The 15510-nt window shown below is 68.6% G+C and carries 12 protein-coding genes and 1 tRNA gene; 4 read left to right on the forward strand and 9 right to left on the reverse strand.

Going from position 1 to position 15510, the window contains the following annotated elements; translation table 11 throughout:
* Window positions 1–43: 43 nt before the first annotated feature.
* Window positions 44–1561 (forward strand): LacI family DNA-binding transcriptional regulator, encoded by a 1518-nt coding sequence (locus ACIRR9_RS06190; RefSeq protein ID WP_403748077.1) that lies wholly within the window; start codon window positions 44–46, stop codon window positions 1559–1561.
* 118 nt (window positions 1562–1679) lie between these two features.
* Here the strand turns inward: ACIRR9_RS06190 and ACIRR9_RS06195 are convergent, their stop codons facing one another.
* Both ACIRR9_RS06195 and ACIRR9_RS06200 read right to left on the reverse strand, forming a co-directional pair.
* A complete protein-coding gene (locus ACIRR9_RS06195; protein ID WP_403748079.1) occupies window positions 1680–2573 on the reverse strand; it encodes a phosphorothioated DNA-binding restriction endonuclease in 894 nt (297 codons plus the stop codon).
* A 31-nt stretch (window positions 2574–2604) separates the two neighbouring features.
* Window positions 2605–3981, reverse strand: coding sequence for a DUF4041 domain-containing protein (locus tag ACIRR9_RS06200; protein WP_403748080.1), 1377 nt, complete (start codon window positions 3979–3981; stop codon window positions 2605–2607).
* A 699-nt stretch (window positions 3982–4680) separates the two neighbouring features.
* On the opposite strand from ACIRR9_RS06200, the gene ACIRR9_RS06205 reads away from it, so the two are divergent.
* The gene (locus ACIRR9_RS06205) at window positions 4681–5523 is read left to right on the forward strand and encodes a PE-PGRS family protein (protein WP_403748081.1); all 843 of its coding nucleotides are present in this window, start codon (window positions 4681–4683) and stop codon (window positions 5521–5523) included.
* On the opposite strand, the gene ACIRR9_RS06210 is transcribed toward ACIRR9_RS06205, so the two are convergent.
* The 4 genes from ACIRR9_RS06210 to ACIRR9_RS06225 form a co-directional block, all read right to left on the reverse strand.
* Entirely contained in the window at window positions 5453–7090 is a 1638-nt protein-coding gene (locus tag ACIRR9_RS06210; protein ID WP_403748083.1) for a PE-PGRS family protein, read from the reverse strand. The two genes, ACIRR9_RS06205 and ACIRR9_RS06210, sit on opposite strands and share 71 nt — an antisense overlap.
* 207 nt (window positions 7091–7297) lie before the next feature.
* Window positions 7298–7371: transfer RNA gene (locus ACIRR9_RS06215), tRNA-Pro, on the reverse strand.
* Window positions 7372–7445: 74 nt separating this feature from the next.
* Entirely contained in the window at window positions 7446–8204 is a 759-nt protein-coding gene (locus tag ACIRR9_RS06220) for a Pr6Pr family membrane protein (protein ID WP_403748085.1), read from the reverse strand.
* A gap of 98 nt (window positions 8205–8302) precedes the next feature.
* The gene (locus tag ACIRR9_RS06225) at window positions 8303–9229 is read right to left on the reverse strand and encodes a metallophosphoesterase (protein WP_403748086.1); all 927 of its coding nucleotides are present in this window, start codon (window positions 9227–9229) and stop codon (window positions 8303–8305) included.
* A gap of 139 nt (window positions 9230–9368) precedes the next feature.
* On the opposite strand from ACIRR9_RS06225, the gene ACIRR9_RS06230 reads away from it, so the two are divergent.
* Complete coding sequence (locus tag ACIRR9_RS06230; RefSeq protein WP_365338755.1) at window positions 9369–9836, forward strand: GatB/YqeY domain-containing protein; 468 nt, start codon at window positions 9369–9371, stop codon at window positions 9834–9836.
* A gap of 98 nt (window positions 9837–9934) precedes the next feature.
* On the opposite strand, the gene ACIRR9_RS06235 is transcribed toward ACIRR9_RS06230, so the two are convergent.
* Entirely contained in the window at window positions 9935–12211 is a 2277-nt protein-coding gene (locus tag ACIRR9_RS06235; RefSeq protein WP_403748088.1) for a transglycosylase domain-containing protein, read from the reverse strand.
* A 548-nt stretch (window positions 12212–12759) separates the two neighbouring features.
* Between ACIRR9_RS06235 and wblA the strand changes: the two genes are divergently transcribed.
* Window positions 12760–13098 carry a transcriptional regulator WblA gene (wblA, locus tag ACIRR9_RS06240; RefSeq protein WP_132856581.1) on the forward strand — a complete coding sequence of 113 codons (339 nt, stop codon included), beginning with the start codon at window positions 12760–12762 and terminating at the stop codon, window positions 13096–13098.
* A gap of 21 nt (window positions 13099–13119) precedes the next feature.
* Here the strand turns inward: wblA and ACIRR9_RS06245 are convergent, their stop codons facing one another.
* Complete coding sequence (locus ACIRR9_RS06245) at window positions 13120–14529, reverse strand: ArsA family ATPase (RefSeq protein WP_403748091.1); 1410 nt, start codon at window positions 14527–14529, stop codon at window positions 13120–13122.
* On the reverse strand, window positions 14526–15503 hold the full coding sequence (locus tag ACIRR9_RS06250) for an ArsA family ATPase (protein ID WP_403748094.1): 978 nt from the start codon (window positions 15501–15503) through the stop codon (window positions 14526–14528). Before ACIRR9_RS06250 ends, ACIRR9_RS06245 begins: the two co-directional genes overlap by 4 nt.
* Window positions 15504–15510: the final 7 nt, after the last annotated feature.

The raw sequence follows: 15510 nt of genomic DNA on the forward strand, positions 1-15510 counted from the left end.
CCCGCGCCCAACCACAAGCCAAGAGCGCAGGAGGAAACGGAAGTTGGGCTTCGCGGAGAAGCGCGGGAACTACTGGCGCGGCCGGTACAAGACGGCGCCCGGCAAGCACCTCACGGTCGTCGACGAGAACGGCAAGGCGATCCGCTTCGCCACCAAGGGCGAGGCCCAGCGCGCCGCGAGCGAGGCCGAGAACAAGTACCGCCGCGGCGACTGGCGCGACCCGGCACTCGGCCAGGAGACCTTCGGCGAGTACGCCAACCGCTGGTACGAGGCCCAGGACCTGGCCGCCTCGACCATGCAGAACTACAAGCGTCACATCGAGGAGCACCTGCTCCCCGACTTCGAGGACAAGGCGCTCGCCGGCATCCTGCGCACGGACGTCGATCTGTGGGAGAAGAAGGAGAAGGCCCTCTATGCGGCCTCCAGCGTCAAGACCTGGCGCTCGACGCTCCACCTGATCTTCGAGGACGCGATCGACGAGGGCCTGATCACGTCCAACCCGGCCACCCGACGGCGCGGACGCGGCAAGCGCGCTGGCCGCTCCCGAGACCGCGGTCCGGAGAAGGTCGTCACCGACCCGCTCGGCATCCTGCTGACCGCCGAACGGGCTGCCCTGCTCTCCGGCCGCGACGACGAGTTCGTCGCCGTCGTCCTCAAGGGGTACACCGGCATGCGTTGGGGCGAAATCGTCGGCCTGGAGACCGAGTTCGCCCGCCCCGGTGTCGTCCGTGTCGAGTGGCAGCTGTACGAACTCGACACCGGCGAGCTGGTGCGCTGCCCGCCCAAGGACGACAGCTACCGCACCATCGACGCGATGGACTGGCTGTCGGCCCTGGTCGCCAACCACGTCGCCCGCACGAAGCCGATTCCCTGCCCGTGCCACGGCAAGACCTACGTCTTCCGGGGGCAGGGCGCGGCTCGCACGGGCGGCCACCAAGGCGCGAAGCTCGTCGACGTCGCGCGCCGTGCCGAAGTCTCTACGGGCACGGTGTCCAACGTCCTCAACCACCCCGACCGAGTCACCGAAGCCAAGCGGGTGAGGGTGGAGCAGGCCATCGCGGACCTGGGCTTCGTGCGCGGCGGCCCGGTGTCGCAGCATGCCGCCCACTGGCGCCGCAACGGATTCGCGACGTGGCTGTTCACCCCGGCGGTCTCCGGCTCGTACCCGAAGAAGGCACCGCAAGAGGCCCGCCCCGTACCGCTGCTCGGCGAGCCGTGGCCCGGCGTCCCGGCCCGAGGACGCGGCGCCAGCGACCGGGCCGACGCCTGCTGGATCCCGATCGCCAAGGGCCTCACACCCCACGGCCTCCGCCACACCCACCGGACCGTGATGGAGGACCTAGGCACAGAGAAGGTCCTTATGGACGAGCGCATGGGCCACATCGACGGCTCGGTCTCGGCACGCTACGCCCATGTCACCCCTGGCATGCGTAAGCGCCTCAAGCTCGGGCTGACCGAGCAGTGGGAGGCAGCGCTCGATGCCCGCTTGGCAATGAGCCCTAGTTCGCCGGTGAGCGTCCTCGACGCGCTGTTGCGAGTGCGCCGTGAAGCGGTGAAATAGCGGAGTGTTGCCCGAGGCGACGGAGCGGGGGACACATGCGAGCGCTGAAAGCAGCATGGGGAGCGATCAGCGATGCTTGGTGCGCCCAGTCCCTTGGTATCCGGCATTGGACACCGGGTCAGGCGGTGGTCGGGCGTGGGCTGCCGTGGAAGACCTGGCTCGTGTGCCAGGAGCGGTGGGCTGCCGCGATGGGTGGGGTGCCAGGTTGAGGGCCTATGAGCGGACGGCCTGCGAGTGCTGTGACGTGCTCGCGGGCGGCGGGGCTGCGGCCGACGAAGCTCTGCGAGACCAGGATGCGGTGGCCGTCGCCTATGCCGAGCACGCCCTTGTCGAAGAGCTTGTGGTGCAGCGAGCACAGGCACAGCCCGTTGTCGACCTCGTCCGGGCCGTCGAACGCCCACCAGCGCACATGCGCGGCCTCCAGCCCGACGGGCGTCGCGCCGATCATGCCGTCGTAGCCGCAGAAGGCGCACTGGTACTCGTAAGCAGTCAGAACCATCTCCCGCATCCGTCGGTCCCGCTGCCGCCTCTCGGGCGTTGCCAGCGCGGTTGTCTCCGCGAGCTCCAGTTCCAGGCCCACCGTCTCGCACAGGTCCTGGTGCAACGACGGCGGGAAGTGCAGGTCCAGCAGCACCCTTGCCATACGGCCCAGCAGCGACGGTTCCCGCCGCAGCGCCAGCCGCAGGTCCGGGGCCAGCCGCCCCGTGGCCCCACTGGCCCGCAGCTCCCGTACCCCCGTGCCAGGGCTGCCGGCGCCGCGATCGGTCCGTACCTCCCACACCTCGTCGCTGACCAGGTGGTGGAAGGGATAGGCGGGCGTGGTCCCACGCGTCGGGCCGTACTCCGCCAGCAGTTGCTTCAGGTCGGCCTCCACCGCGGTGTAGCGCAGCTCGTCCTCGGCATCAGCCTGAAACCGGCCCAGCGCGTACAGCAGCAGCAACGGCTTGTGCGGCGCCCGCACCCCGTCCCGACTCCACTGCCTCAGGTTCGCGGCCCGCTCCAGCCAGTCCATGACCGTGATCGTAGTGATGCTTGGCCGCACATCATGCTGTCCGGGTGGCAACTCCTCCTGCGCCTGCGGCGGGCGCACCGGCTTCGCCGCCCGTGCGCCTGCCGGCCCGCCATTCCAGCGCCTGGGGTTCCTCGGTGAACTCGATCAGGTGCTGTCCGGCGAACCGTTGCAGAGCGTCGCGTACCTCCGCCGGGGTGGCGTAGAAGAACTCCTTGCGACTGTTGACCTGGTTGACCCGCTTCGAGGCGAACTGGCGGTGGAGTTCCGTCTCCAGGCCGACCGCGTCCTTGCTGAAGATCAGCGCGTGCACGTCGAAGCGGAAGGGCACAGCCGCGCCGCTCAACTCGTAGACACGCTCCAGAGGTTCGAGCCGACGCGTCATGCCGATCTTCACCATGCGATCGCCGAAGGCGCCGATGTTCGAGATGACGTACACGTAGCCGGCGCGGATGTTCGCCGCGCGGGATTCGACGTCCTGCAGAGCGTTCTCGATCTCGGCCAGTTTGGCCTCCATCTCCACCACGCCCGCCTCGTCACCGCGCTCGCGCAGGCGGTCGAGTGCCGACTGGTAGTGACCGAGTTCCTTGTTCAGCTTCTCGCGCTGCCGGTCGAGTTCCCGCTGCACGGCGGCCTCCTCACGCTCCCGGGCGCGTGCCTCGCGCTGGGCCTCCTTCTCCTCTTCCTTCTTCTGCAGGAAGTCGGCGGTGAGTTCCAACTCCCGTACGCGCGCGTTGTGGTACTCGTCGGTGATTCGGATGTGCATGGTGGCACCGAGCCGGGCGATCGTCTCGCGGCTCTTGTAGAGCCGGTCGACGAGGGAGCTCAGCCGGTGCGGCCGCATGGAACGCACGGCGTAGTCGGCTTCGGCGTTGTAGGCGCGCAGCATGAGCTTGGAGAAGTCGCGGACCATCTTCTGGCCCTCGCGTTTGGAGCCGTTGACCGTCCAGTCCGTGGCCGCCTGGACGGCGCGGCCCGCACGGGCGAGCGCCTTGATCTCGTTCTGCAGTGTGTCGAGTCTGCTGCGGTACGCGATCGCGTCGTGCAGCGCGTGCCGGTAGGCATAGATTCCGGCCTCCTGCAGCATGGCGGTCTCGTCGGCGTTGACGATCCGGCCCTGCAGTTCGGCAAGCCGCCGCTCGGCGTCGAAGACGTCCTTGCGGTGCCGGTCGGCCTCCTTGCGGACCCGCTCGGTCTCCTTCGCCGTCCGGCGCGCCTCGGAGAGAATCTCCTTCGCCGTCTCGCGGGCGTCTTTGAGGATCCCCTCGGCTTCCTCGGCGGCTTCGGCGGACGTCCGCTCACGCAGCGCGGCGGCCTCCGCCTCGACCTGTCGCACAAGACCGGCGACCTGCGCGGCATCCAGTCCCTGCGTCCTTGTGATCCACGCCCGCAGTTCCTCGGCCTCGGACACCGCATCCGAACGCCGGCGCCCGAACAGCCCTCCCTTCCGAGGAGCTGGCACCGCGGCCGTGCTCCCGGGAGCGGCCATGGTCGGCACCGCAGAGGCTCCCGTGGCAGGGCCCACAGCGAGGGCGCCGGTGGTGGAGTCGGCCTCAGGAACCCACAGCTCCCATCCCGCCGGCATCGGAGGCCACGTGGGGTCGGGCCGCCAGTCCGGCGGCGGCGTCCATCCCGCGGGTGGCACAGGCCAACCCGGCGGCGGATTGAAACGGTAAGTAGTCATTCCCCACCCCCTCGCCCCTGAGGCTCCCCAGCACACAGGGTGCCGGATATTCCCGGCAAACGTAGAGTGACATTTTCCGGGCGATCGGCCCCTTGATCACCCGCATATTCCACCTCGTGACCATCCTGTGACTATGCGTGAGGATCTTTTCGGGGGGAGGGACACGACTTCCAGGTGGCACGTGACGAAGTCCCGCCCGGGCGAACTGGCCGACGAGCCAGGAGGGAGCGTCGTCCGGTGAGAAACGCTACGAGAGACAGCGCGGATGGCCGGACGTGCTGCTGTGTCTCCTTGCAGTTGCTGCCGGGGCGAAGACATCTCGCGCGATGCCTCGCAGGGTGGCGTCAACCTGGTGATGAGGAGCCGGTGCCGGTAGTTATGGCAAACGCCCAGTGATGGGTCCAACAGACCTGGCTCAATAGGCACATGGAGATTGGCGAGCACTGGGCCTACCGCGCGAGGCCGAAGGAGCTGGGCGGCGCGGTTCGCGAGGTGGAGGTCGTTCGCGTCGGCGGCCCTGGCAGGTCTGGCTGGATCCACGTGCGGTTCCTCGAAGGCGATGCCGCTGGCCTGCAGGAGTGGGTCAGTTCCGGCTCTCTCGTAGCACCGTGGTCGGATGCCGATGCGTTCCGCGCGGACGACGCGGCGGAGTTGGCGCTGGTGGAGTCCTCACGCCATGTCCGAGGTAGCACGGAATTCGAGGCCGCCCGCATGATCCTCGGATTCGTTCGCCCGAAGAACAGGTTGCGACTGCGCCGAACGGTGGCGGACGCAGGCGTTCTGGAGCTGGGCAGCCTCGACGAGACTGCACCGCTCATCGGCATGGACGCCGACGAACTACGCGGCGACATCATGGTGTTCGAGAGCCACCGCGGAATGTGCCTGGCCGGGTGGCCCGTCACCGAGCGCATCGCCCGCCATGTGGCCGGACGCCTCGCCGACGAGATCCTTCCGGAGGTGGACCGCAAGCAGCAGGACATCGAGCAGGAGCGTTCGCGGCCCTCCTGGTACTCCTACAGCCGGCGTGACGAGCGCAAGTTGGATGCGGAGGCGGCAGTCCTTCGAACCGTCCGAGCGTGGTGCGGCCAGGACAAGGCTGACCGCTACGACGAGTTGGTTGCGCTGCGCGCCGAGGTCATCCGGCTCGGGGAGTTGGTCGAGAAGGCGGTCAAGGCCCTACGCGACCGCGGCCACGGCGTCATCGCCTCCACCATTGAGCGCGACCTGGGTGTCCATATCTCCAGCCTTGATCCTGACGTGCGTCGATGAGACCGCGCCACGGATCTGGCTCCGCCTTAGGTGGTGCCGGCTGAGCAGGGGGCTTCGTCTCCTTCTCCGGCCGGTGTGGGTGCCAGCCGTCGAGGAACGGCCGCAGTTGATCTCCCGTCGGCTCCGCATGGAAGTTGAGAGAAGCCAAGCCCTTGCCGCTAAGGGTGGGGTCGAGCCGGTCGGCCTCCGCCTTCCCCCAAACCGACCACTCTCGCAGCCTCTCGGCTTCGAGAGCGCCTTCCGACGCCGCGGCGGCTTCATCCAGAGCGGCACAGAACATCCGGAGCTCCCCTGCGGCCTGCCACTGCTCAAAGGCCGTGCTGAAGCGCTCGGCCCGTACCGCGTGAACCGCCTTGATCGAAGCCACGCTGACGGCGGCCTCCCACTCCCGCTGCTTGCGCTCCTCTCGCTCCGCTTCCAGCCGCCGACGCTCGGCCTCCTGACGCTCCCGCTCCTCTCGCAGCCGCTGTTGCTCCGCCTCACGTTCCAGCCGAGCCCGTTCCTGTTCCTCCGCACGGGCCTTCAGCGCCCGCAGGACTGAACCGATCTGGTCCTCCAGCGGCTTCTTGGCGGTGTCGGCCCACTCCTTCTTCCAGCCGTAGCTGTAGCCCGATTGCTGGCTGACCAGCAGCTCCAGCTCACCGGAGGGCTCGAACTTCTGGGCTGGGGTGACACGTTGCCAGTCGTACGTACGGCGGCCCGGCTGCTTGGGGACGTACCGGACAGGCTTCTGCCGTTCGCGGAAGCTGACCTCGTACGTCCTGCCGTGGACGGTGAGCAGCGGCCTCGGCTGCCTGCGCTTCTTCGACACCGCGATTTCGCCGTGGCGTGCGAGGGCTTCCTCGGCGAGGAGCCGGAGCAGCGAGAGCACTCGGGGGAGGACCTCCTCCGAGATCTCGAAAGCGCTGTGATCCGCGCTGACTGCGGCGATCACGTCCTCGACATCGGTGATCACACGGCTGCGCGCCAGCCGGATACGGTTCCACTCGGTCTCGTCCTCGCCGGTCACCCGGAGCAGGCCGAGGAAGAAGTCCCCCTTCGCCCGCCCGCTGTACTTCAGGCTGTATCCCTCGGGGGCACACTGCCGGGCCGCGTCGAACGCCCTTCGGTAGCGGGCTCGCTCCTCGTCGCTGGGGTTCGGGATCCGGAGGAACCGCCCAGCCTGCTGCACCTCCGCGATCAAGGCGGCTCCGATTTCCGCCGGCGACGGCCGTGGCGGCTTGGCGGCGCGCTGCGGTGTCGGCTTCGTCGTGGTTGAGGCTGTGACTTGCTTCTGTGGCGGCGGGGCCGGTCGTGTCCGCTGGTCGGAACCTGTTGACCGCTGCTTGCGCTGAACTGGTTCCGGCCGGTCCGGGTGATGGCCGTGTTCCAGGTAGAAGCGTCCCGCGTCAGTGATCTCCGCCTGCCATTTCCCGTCCTGCTTGGGCATGGTGATCAGGCGCCGCTCCTTGAGCGCGCGGGCGGTGAGAGCGAACTCGGGGCTGTCCGACGTCACGGGGTCGGCTCCACCCCCGATGCGGGTGAGGAGTGCGAGCTGCCGGTCATTTAATGGAGACCATCGGTGCATGTCGATCGTCGTACCGTTTGCTGTCTCCTCGGCACAAGCCGTGGGGATGACTCTTGCGGAGCGCACGGTGCACTGGGAGGCGGAACACCTCTCGCCGGGAGCCGCTCCCCGAAGTCGGCTCCCAAATGGCTCCCAGAATGGGCCCGCAACGCAAATCAGGCCCGGCACTGATCTCTCAGTACCGGACCTGACCTGCTGTTTCGGCTGTCGGGGTGGCGGGATTTGAACCCACGACCTCTTCGTCCCGAACGAAGCGCGCTGCCAAGCTGCGCTACACCCCGATGTCGCTGCTGTTCTGCTTGTCGCGGCGACGTCGTTTACTTTAGCCCACTGGTGGCCGGAGACGAAATCCGGTTTAGGGGTGGCGGCCGACGGCGTTCGGGCGGGTGTGGTCCAGGGCGACCATGAGGACCGCCAGGGCATAGAAGGAGAGGCCCAGGAGGAGGGCGTTGGCGAGGGTGCCGCGGTAGCTGTGCTGGTCGGCGTCCAGGAAGGGGTAGAGGTAGCGGGCCGGGGTGCCGGGGAGGAGGAGTTCCGCCCGGGTGAGGGAGAAGGCCAGGTAGGCGAGGGGGTAGAGCATCCAGCCCGCTGTCTGGCGGAGGTGCAGGCGGCCGGGGGGTGTGAGGAAGAGCCAGTCGATGAGTGCTGCCGCCGGTGCCGCCACGTAGAGGAGCTGCAGGGCCAGCCATTGCGGGTGCCAGGTCACCGGGGGGTGCGTCGGGCCCGTCATCAGGAACGGTGGGGTCGTGTGGCCCAGGAGCAGGTGGTAGACCAGGGCCGAGATCAGCACGTAGAGCGTCGCGGCGCCCGTCAGGGACGAGGGCACGGGGCGGCCCGCCCGCCAGGCCCGGCGGGCCGAGGCGAGGCTGACCAGGGCCAGGATGATCGCCGCCTGTACTCCGAAGTAGCTCAGGATCCGGCCCGGGCTGCCCAGCAGCAGCTCCAGGGCGACGCCCGCCGCCGCGAGTACGGCCGTCACCAGGCGGAACACCGCGATCGCGGGGCGGCGGACGGGGGCCACCACCGCCGTCGCCGGAACGGGTGCGTGCAGCAGGATGGGCGTGCCCGGGACCGCGGGGAGGTCCGGGATGTCCCTGGGTATCGGAGCCGTCATGCCCTCAACATAGAAAGAGAGGGCAATTCCGGCATGTCGTCGTACTCCGGGTGGGTTACCCGGTTACCCGGTTACCCGGGTTACCCGAGCTGCCGGGGTTACTCCCGGCCCACCAGCGTCAGCAGTGTTGCCTCCGGCGGGCACGCGAAACGGACCGGGGTGTAGCGGTTGGTGCCGCAGCCCGCCGAGACATGGAGGTAGGAGGTGCGGCCTTCCGTGGTGTGCGTGGACAGGCCCTTCACCCGGTCCGTGTCCAGGTCGCAGTTGGTGACCAGGGCGCCGTAGAAGGGGATGCACAGCTGACCGCCGTGGGTGTGGCCGGCCAGGATCAGGGGGTAGGCGTCCGCCGTGAAGGAGTCCAGTACGCGCAGGTACGGCGCATGGACGACGCCCATCGAGAAGTCCGCCGTACCGGACGGGCCGCCCGCCACCTGCGGATAGCGGTCGCGCTTGATGTGCGGGTCGTCCAGTCCCGTCAGCTCCACGGAGACGCCCTCGACCTTCAGGACACTCCTCGTGTTCGTCAGGTTCAGCCAGCCCGCCCCGTCGAAGCCGTCCCGCAGGTCCTCCCACGGGTTGTGGATCACGCCGACGGCCGGCGGGTTGCCGTTCAGGCCGTGCTTGCCGCTCGTCTTCTCCAGCAGGTAGCGGGCGGGGTTGCGGGGCCGGGGGCCGTAGTAGTCGTTGGAGCCGAAGACGTACGCGCCCGGGAACTCCATCAGGGGGCCCAGCGCGTCCAGCACCTCGGGGACGCCCTCGGGGTCGGACAGGTTGTCGCCCGTGTTGATCACGAAGTCCGGGCGCAGGCCCGCCAGCGACCGCAGCCAGCGCTGCTTCTTGCGCTGGCCGCTCACCATGTGGATGTCGGAGACCTGGAGCACGCGCAGCGGGCGCACGCCCGGCGGGAGGACCGGGACCGTCACTCGGCGCAGGCGGAAGGAACGGGCCTCGAATCCGGCCGCGTACAACACACCCGCGGCGCCGAACGCCGCGATTCCCAGGGGTACTCCGTATCGAGCGCGCATACGACCATCGTGTCAGACGGAGAGAGGCACCCGAGACCGGCCGGCGCGACAGGGGAGTGGGACGGGGGAGCAGGGCGGGGAGTAGGGGGTGGGGAAAACTGCGGGCGTCCGGCTTGCGGTACCTGCGACAATCGGATTCATGACCACCACGCTCAAGTCGAAGCTGCACGACGACCTCAACGCCGCGATCAAGGGGCGCGACGAGCTCCGCTCGTCCACGCTCCGGATGACGCTCGCCGCGATCACCACCGAGGAGGTCGCCGGCAAGCAGAAGCGCGAGCTCTCCGACGACGAGGTGCTCAAGGTGATCGCCAAGGAGGCGAAGAAGCGCCGGGAGGCCGCCGATGCCTTCGCGCAGGGTGGCCGTCCCGAGAGCGCCGAGCGGGAGAAGGCGGAGGGCGGGGTCCTCGCCGAGTACCTGCCGAAGCAGCTCGGCGACGAGGAGCTGGACGCGGTCGTCGCCCAGGCCGTCGCGGAGGCGAAGGCGGCGGGTGCCGAGGGGCCGCGGGCCATGGGCGCCGTGATGAAGATCGTGAACCCGAAGGTGGCCGGCCTGGCCGAGGGCGGCCGCGTCGCCGCCGCGGTGAAGAAGCACCTTCAGGGCTGAGGGAGCGGGACAGAGCTCAGGGCAGGCAGTACGACGGCGGGGCCGTACCTCTTTCTCAGAGGTACGGCCCCGCCGTCGTACCGGAAGGTACCGGAAGGTCAGTTTCGGCCCCTGCCGTTCCCGCCGTTCCCGTTCCCCTGGATGAAGCCGTCGGGGAAGGAGAAGGTCGGGGTCGGGGTGGAGCCGCCGTTGGTCGAGCCGTTCGTCGTACCGCCGTCGCTCGTGTCGCCGATGAGACCGCCGATCAGGCCACCGGTGTTGTCACCGTTGTTGTTGCCGTCGCCGTGTCCCTTGCCCTTGTCGTTCTCGTCCGGGATGTCGATCAGGTTGAACGACTCGGACGGCTTGCCCTCCAGGGCGCCGGTCATGGCGTCCTTCCAGATCGGGCCGGGCGTGTCGGCGCCGAAGACCTCGGAGTGGTAGACGCCGCCGATGGTGATGTTGGTCATCTCGATGTTCTGCTTGGCGCTGCCGACCCAGACCGCACCCGCCATGTTCGGCGTGTAGCCGACGAACCAGGCGTTCTTGCGGGAGTCCGTGGTACCGGTCTTGCCCGCGCTCTCCCGGTCGTCCAGGCCGGCCTGCTGACCGGTACCGGAGTCGATCACACCGCGCAGCAGGGTGTTGATCGTGTCCGCGGTCTTCTCGCTCATCGCACGCGAGCAGGTCGACTTGGGCACGGCCAGGGACTTCTGCTCGTTGCCGACCTTCTGGGTGATCGACTCGATGGCCACCGGCGTGCAGTACATCCCGCGGTCGGCGAACGTGGCGTACGCGCTCGCCATGGTCAGCGGGGAGAGGCCGATCGCGCCGAGCGCGATGGCCGGGGTCTGCGGGAGCTTCGAGCCGTCGCCCTGGTGGACGTGGAGCGCGTCGGTCATCTTCACCACCGGGCACAGGCCGATGTCGGAGATCAGCTGGACGAAGTAGGTGTTGATGGACTTCGCCATCGCCTTCTTCATCTGGTACGGCCCGACCTCGGACTCGTTCTCGTTCTCGACCTGCTCGCCCGTCGTGTTGACCCACTGCTTGCCGTCGCAGGCCTGGACCGGGCTCGGGTAGTTCATCTTGTACGGCGACGAGTACTCCTGCGTCGCCGACTTGCCGCCCTCGATGGCGGCCGCGGCCACGAACGGCTTGAACGTAGAACCCGTCGGGAAGCCGTAGTTGGAGCCGCCGTAGTCCCGGTCGACCGAGAAGTTGTACTCGGTCTCGTTCTTGTTGTAGCCGTACGGCTTCGACTGGCCCATCGCCAGGATCTTGCCGGAGCCGGGCTCCACGAGGGTGGCGGCCGCGGCGACCGCGTCGGACTTGTAGACGTGGTCCTTGATCGAGCTCTGCACCGAGTCCTGGGCCTGCGGGTCCAGCGTCGTACGGATGGTCAGACCGCCCTGGTTCCAGAGCTTGGCGCGCGCCTCACGGGTCTTGCCGAAGACCGGGTCGGTGAGGAAGACGTTCTCGACGTACTTGCAGAAGAACCCGGCGCCCTTGGTGGCGGTGATGCAGCCGTTCTTCGGCTGGGTGACCTTCAGCCCGAGCGGTGCCTCCTTGGCCTTGTCGGCCTCCGCCTGGGAGATGTCGCCGAGCTGGGCCATGCGCTCCAGCACCACGTTGCGCCGCTTGGTGGCCTCGGCCTCGTCGTTGACCGGGTCGTAGCGGCTCGGCGACTGGACGATGCCGGCCAGGAGGGCCGCCTGCTGGAGGTTGAGGTCCTTGGCGTGCTGGGAGAAGTAGCGCTGGGAGGCGGCCTCGACACCGTAGGCCTGCTCGCCGAAGAAGGTGATGTTCAGGTAGTTCTCGAGGATCTTCTTCTTGCCGAGCTTCTCCTCCAGCTGGATCGCGTACTTCAGCTCCTTGACCTTGCGGCCGAGGGTCTGCTGGGTGGCCTCGGCGACCTTCGTCGGGTCGTCGCCGGCCTCCTCGATGAAGTAGTTCTTCACCAACTGCTGGGTGAGCGTGGAAGCGCCCTGGGAGACCCCGCCGCTCTGCGCGTTCTTGTTCAGCGCGCGCAGCACGCCCTTCAGGTCGATGGCGCCGTGCTGGTAGTAACGCGAGTCCTCGATCGCGACGATCGCCTTCTGCATGTACGGCGAGATGTCCTTGAGGTCCACCACCGTGCGGTCACGGGAGTAGACCTGGGCGATCTGGTTGCCCTGGCTGTCGAGGATCCGGGTCCGCTGGCTGAGCTGCGGGCTCTTCAGGTTGGCCGGGATCTCGTCGAAGCCCTGGACCGAGCCCTTGGCCGCGAGGCCCAGGGCGCCGGCCGCGGGCAGTGCGATGCCCGCCATGACGGCTCCCGCGAGCACACTGACACCGAGGAACTTGGCGGCCTGCTGCGTGGCCGACAGACCACCGCCCGAGCGCTTCTTTGGCATGGGGGCAGCCTAATCCGTAGGACTGAGCATTCCTGGTGAGCGGGCGGCTCTCGGGATGTTCGAGTGCCTGATCGTGACATAGAGGGAGACAGAGGGCGGCACCGCCGAGTCTGTCTGACGGCACGACGACATGGACGGTCTACCTTGCCATTCGCCGGACACGCGTACAGGCCTTGGCCTAAGCTGCTCTCAACTGTCACAGCAGTGCGGCCACGTATCAATACGTCCGGCGACCCCGAATCGTTCCGGAACCAGCCCACTTTTTTTCGGGCCATGTGTTGGCGACGTGTCCGAATCCGCCTCTTGTGTCATCCGGCGTCCGTTGTGTCGCACCGTACCTGTCCCGGTTTGCCGGGATGTTCGCGCATGTCGTCAGCTCACTCCCGCGGGTGATCTGCCGCTTACCCATAGTCCGTTCGGGCCATTCAAGATTGGGCCCGAAGGGGGTGTTGCGCTGTGCCCACCTTCCGTAACGTCCTCAACTGGCGGCGGTGAATATGCCGCTGCCGCCGTGGGGGAGCCTCGATTCGGGAGAGGACGGCGCCGGTATGGGCTGGGTAACCGACTGGAGTGCGCAGGCTGCCTGCCGCACTACCGATCCGGATGAACTGTTCGTTCAAGGAGCAGCGCAGAACAGGGCCAAGGCGGTGTGCACCGGATGTCCGGTACGCACGGAATGCCTGGCCGATGCGCTGGACAATCGCGTCGAGTTCGGCGTGTGGGGAGGAATGACCGAGCGGGAGCGTCGCGCACTGCTGCGCAGGCGGCCCACCGTGACCTCCTGGCGCAGGCTCCTGGAGACAGCGCGCTCGGAGTACGAGCGGGGGACCGGCATCGTCCCCCTCGACAGCGACGAGGTGTACGAGAACTACGCGGCGGTGAGCTAGACCGAGCAGGTCCACGCAGGTCTACGGCAGCTCCGGTCGGCCGGCCGCGAGCCGGTCGCCGATGTCCCGCAGCCCTGTGAGGTCGTGCACATCGCCGGGCAGTGCGGCCACTTCCACCACAGCCACCTCGGGGTGGCGCGCGGTGAAGCGGTCACGTGTGCGCTGCTCGCGGGAGAGCAGCTGCATGCGCTCGGCATGCAGCCTCAGCAGACCTGCGGTGAGCTGGTCGACGGTGCGGTCCGGGTCGTCTGACGAGGGGGATTCGTCGGTCATGTCCTCGGGCTTCGGCGAGGGGGATTCGTCGGGCCGGGACCCGGACGGCGCGGGCGCGGGTGATTCAGAACTGCCGTACGTGTCGGGAGAGTTACGAAGTCCAGCTTTCCCGCCACCCTGATCGACAATGCGGGGCTCTTCAAGATTTTCCGCAGTCTCGACAGTCTCGGCATACGCGGTCTCGAGATTTTCCGCGGCGGCGAGCGCGCGTTCGGCCGACAGCCGGTCGGCGCCGCTGCCGTGGACACGGTTGAGGACGAGCCCCACCAGCGGCATGTCCTCAGCGGCCAGCCGCTCCACGAAGTACGCGGCCTCCCGCAGCGCGTCCCGCTCCGGAGCCGCCACCACGAGGAACGCCGTACCGGGCGCCTGGAGCAGCTTGTACGTCGCGTCCGCGCGGGTGCGGAACCCGCCGAACGTCGTGTCCATCGCGGCCACGAACGTCTGGACGTCCTTCAACAGTTGACCGCCAAGCAGCTTGCCGAGCGTGCCGGTCATCATCGACATGCCGACGTTCAGGAAGGCCATGCCCGCGCGGCCGCCCAGCTTCGCCGGTGCGGTGAGCAGCCGGATCAGCTTGCCGTCCAGGAAGGAGCCGAGGCGCTTCGGCGCATCGAGGAAGTCCAGCGCGGAACGGGAGGGCGGGGTGTCGACGATGATCAGGTCCCACTCGTCCCGGGCCCGCAACTGGCCCAGCTTCTCCATCGCCATGTACTCCTGCGTGCCCGCGAAGCCCGCCGAGAGCGACTGGTAGAAGGGGTTGGCCAGGATGGCGGCCGCCCGCTCGGCGTCCGCGTGCGCCTCGACGACCTCGTCGAAGGTGCGCTTCATGTCCAGCATCATGGCGTGCAGTTCGCCGCCGCCCTCGGTGCCCTTCACCTTCCGCGGCACGTTGTCGAGCGAGTCGATGCCCATGGACTGCGCCAGCCGCCTGGCCGGGTCGATGGTCAGCACGACCACCTTGCGGCCGCGCTCGGCCGCCCGCAGCCCCAGCGCCGCCGCGGTGGTGGTCTTCCCGACCCCGCCCGAGCCGCAGCAGACCACGATCCTGGTCTTCGGATCGTCCAGCAGCGGGTCGACGTCGAGCGCGGGCGCGTGGGCGAGGCGCCGCGTGCCGTCCTGCGCCGGTTCCTGTGCCGGGTCCGGATCCGGAGTCATGACATCCCCTGTTCCCGCAGCTCATTGGCGAGTTCGTACAGGCCCGCCAGGTCCATCCCCTCGGCGAGCAGCGGCAGTTCGTGCCGCGGCAGGTCCAGCTCGGCGAGGACCGCGCGCTGCTCGTGCTCCAGCGCGTACCGCTCGGCGTACTCGGCGGCCTGCGCGAGCAGCGGGTTCACCAGCTGCTCGGCCTTCCCGCCGCGGCGCGCTCCGCCCAGGCCCGCGGCCGACAGCGACTGCGCCACGGCGGTGCGCGGCACCGTCCGTACGAGATCCAGGTCGGCCGCGTCCAGCATCTCCGGCCGGACCATGTTCACGATGACCCGGCCCACCGGCAGCCGCGCGGTGCGCAGTTCGGCGATGCCGTCGGCGGTCTCCTGGACCGGCATCTCCTCCAGCAGCGTGACCAGGTGCACAGCCGTCTCCTCGGACTTCAGCACCCGCATCACGGCCTGCGCCTGATTGTGTATCGGACCGATCTTCGCCAGCCCGGCCACCTCGTCGTTCACATTCAGGAAGCGGGTGATGCGGCCGGTCGGGGGCGCGTCCATCACCACGTAGTCGTAGATGAACCGTCCCGCCTTGTCCTTGCGGCGCACCGCCTCGCACGCCTTGCCGGTGAGGAGCACGTCCCTCAGACCGGGGGCGACGGTGGTGGCGAAGTCGATCGCCCCGAGCTTCTTCAGCGCCCGGCCCGCCCCGCCGAGCTTGTAGAACATCTGGAGGTAGTCCAGAAGGGCCAGTTCGGGATCGATGGCCAGCGCGTAGACCTCACCGCCTCCCTGTGCTACGGCGATCTTCCGCTCCTCGTACGGCAACGCCTCCGTCTCGAAGAGCTGGGCGATGCCCTGCCGGCCCTCGACCTCCACGAGAAGCGTCCGCTTCCCCTCGGTCGCGAGGGCCAGCGCGAGTGCGGCGGCGACCGTCGTCTTTCCGGTCCCGCCCTTGCCGCTGACGACCTGGAGCCTGCTCACGTCTTCG

This window comes from Streptomyces sp. NPDC101234 (assembly GCF_044767525.1).
Classification (GTDB): Bacteria; Actinomycetota; Actinomycetes; order Streptomycetales; family Streptomycetaceae; genus Streptomyces; species Streptomyces sasae.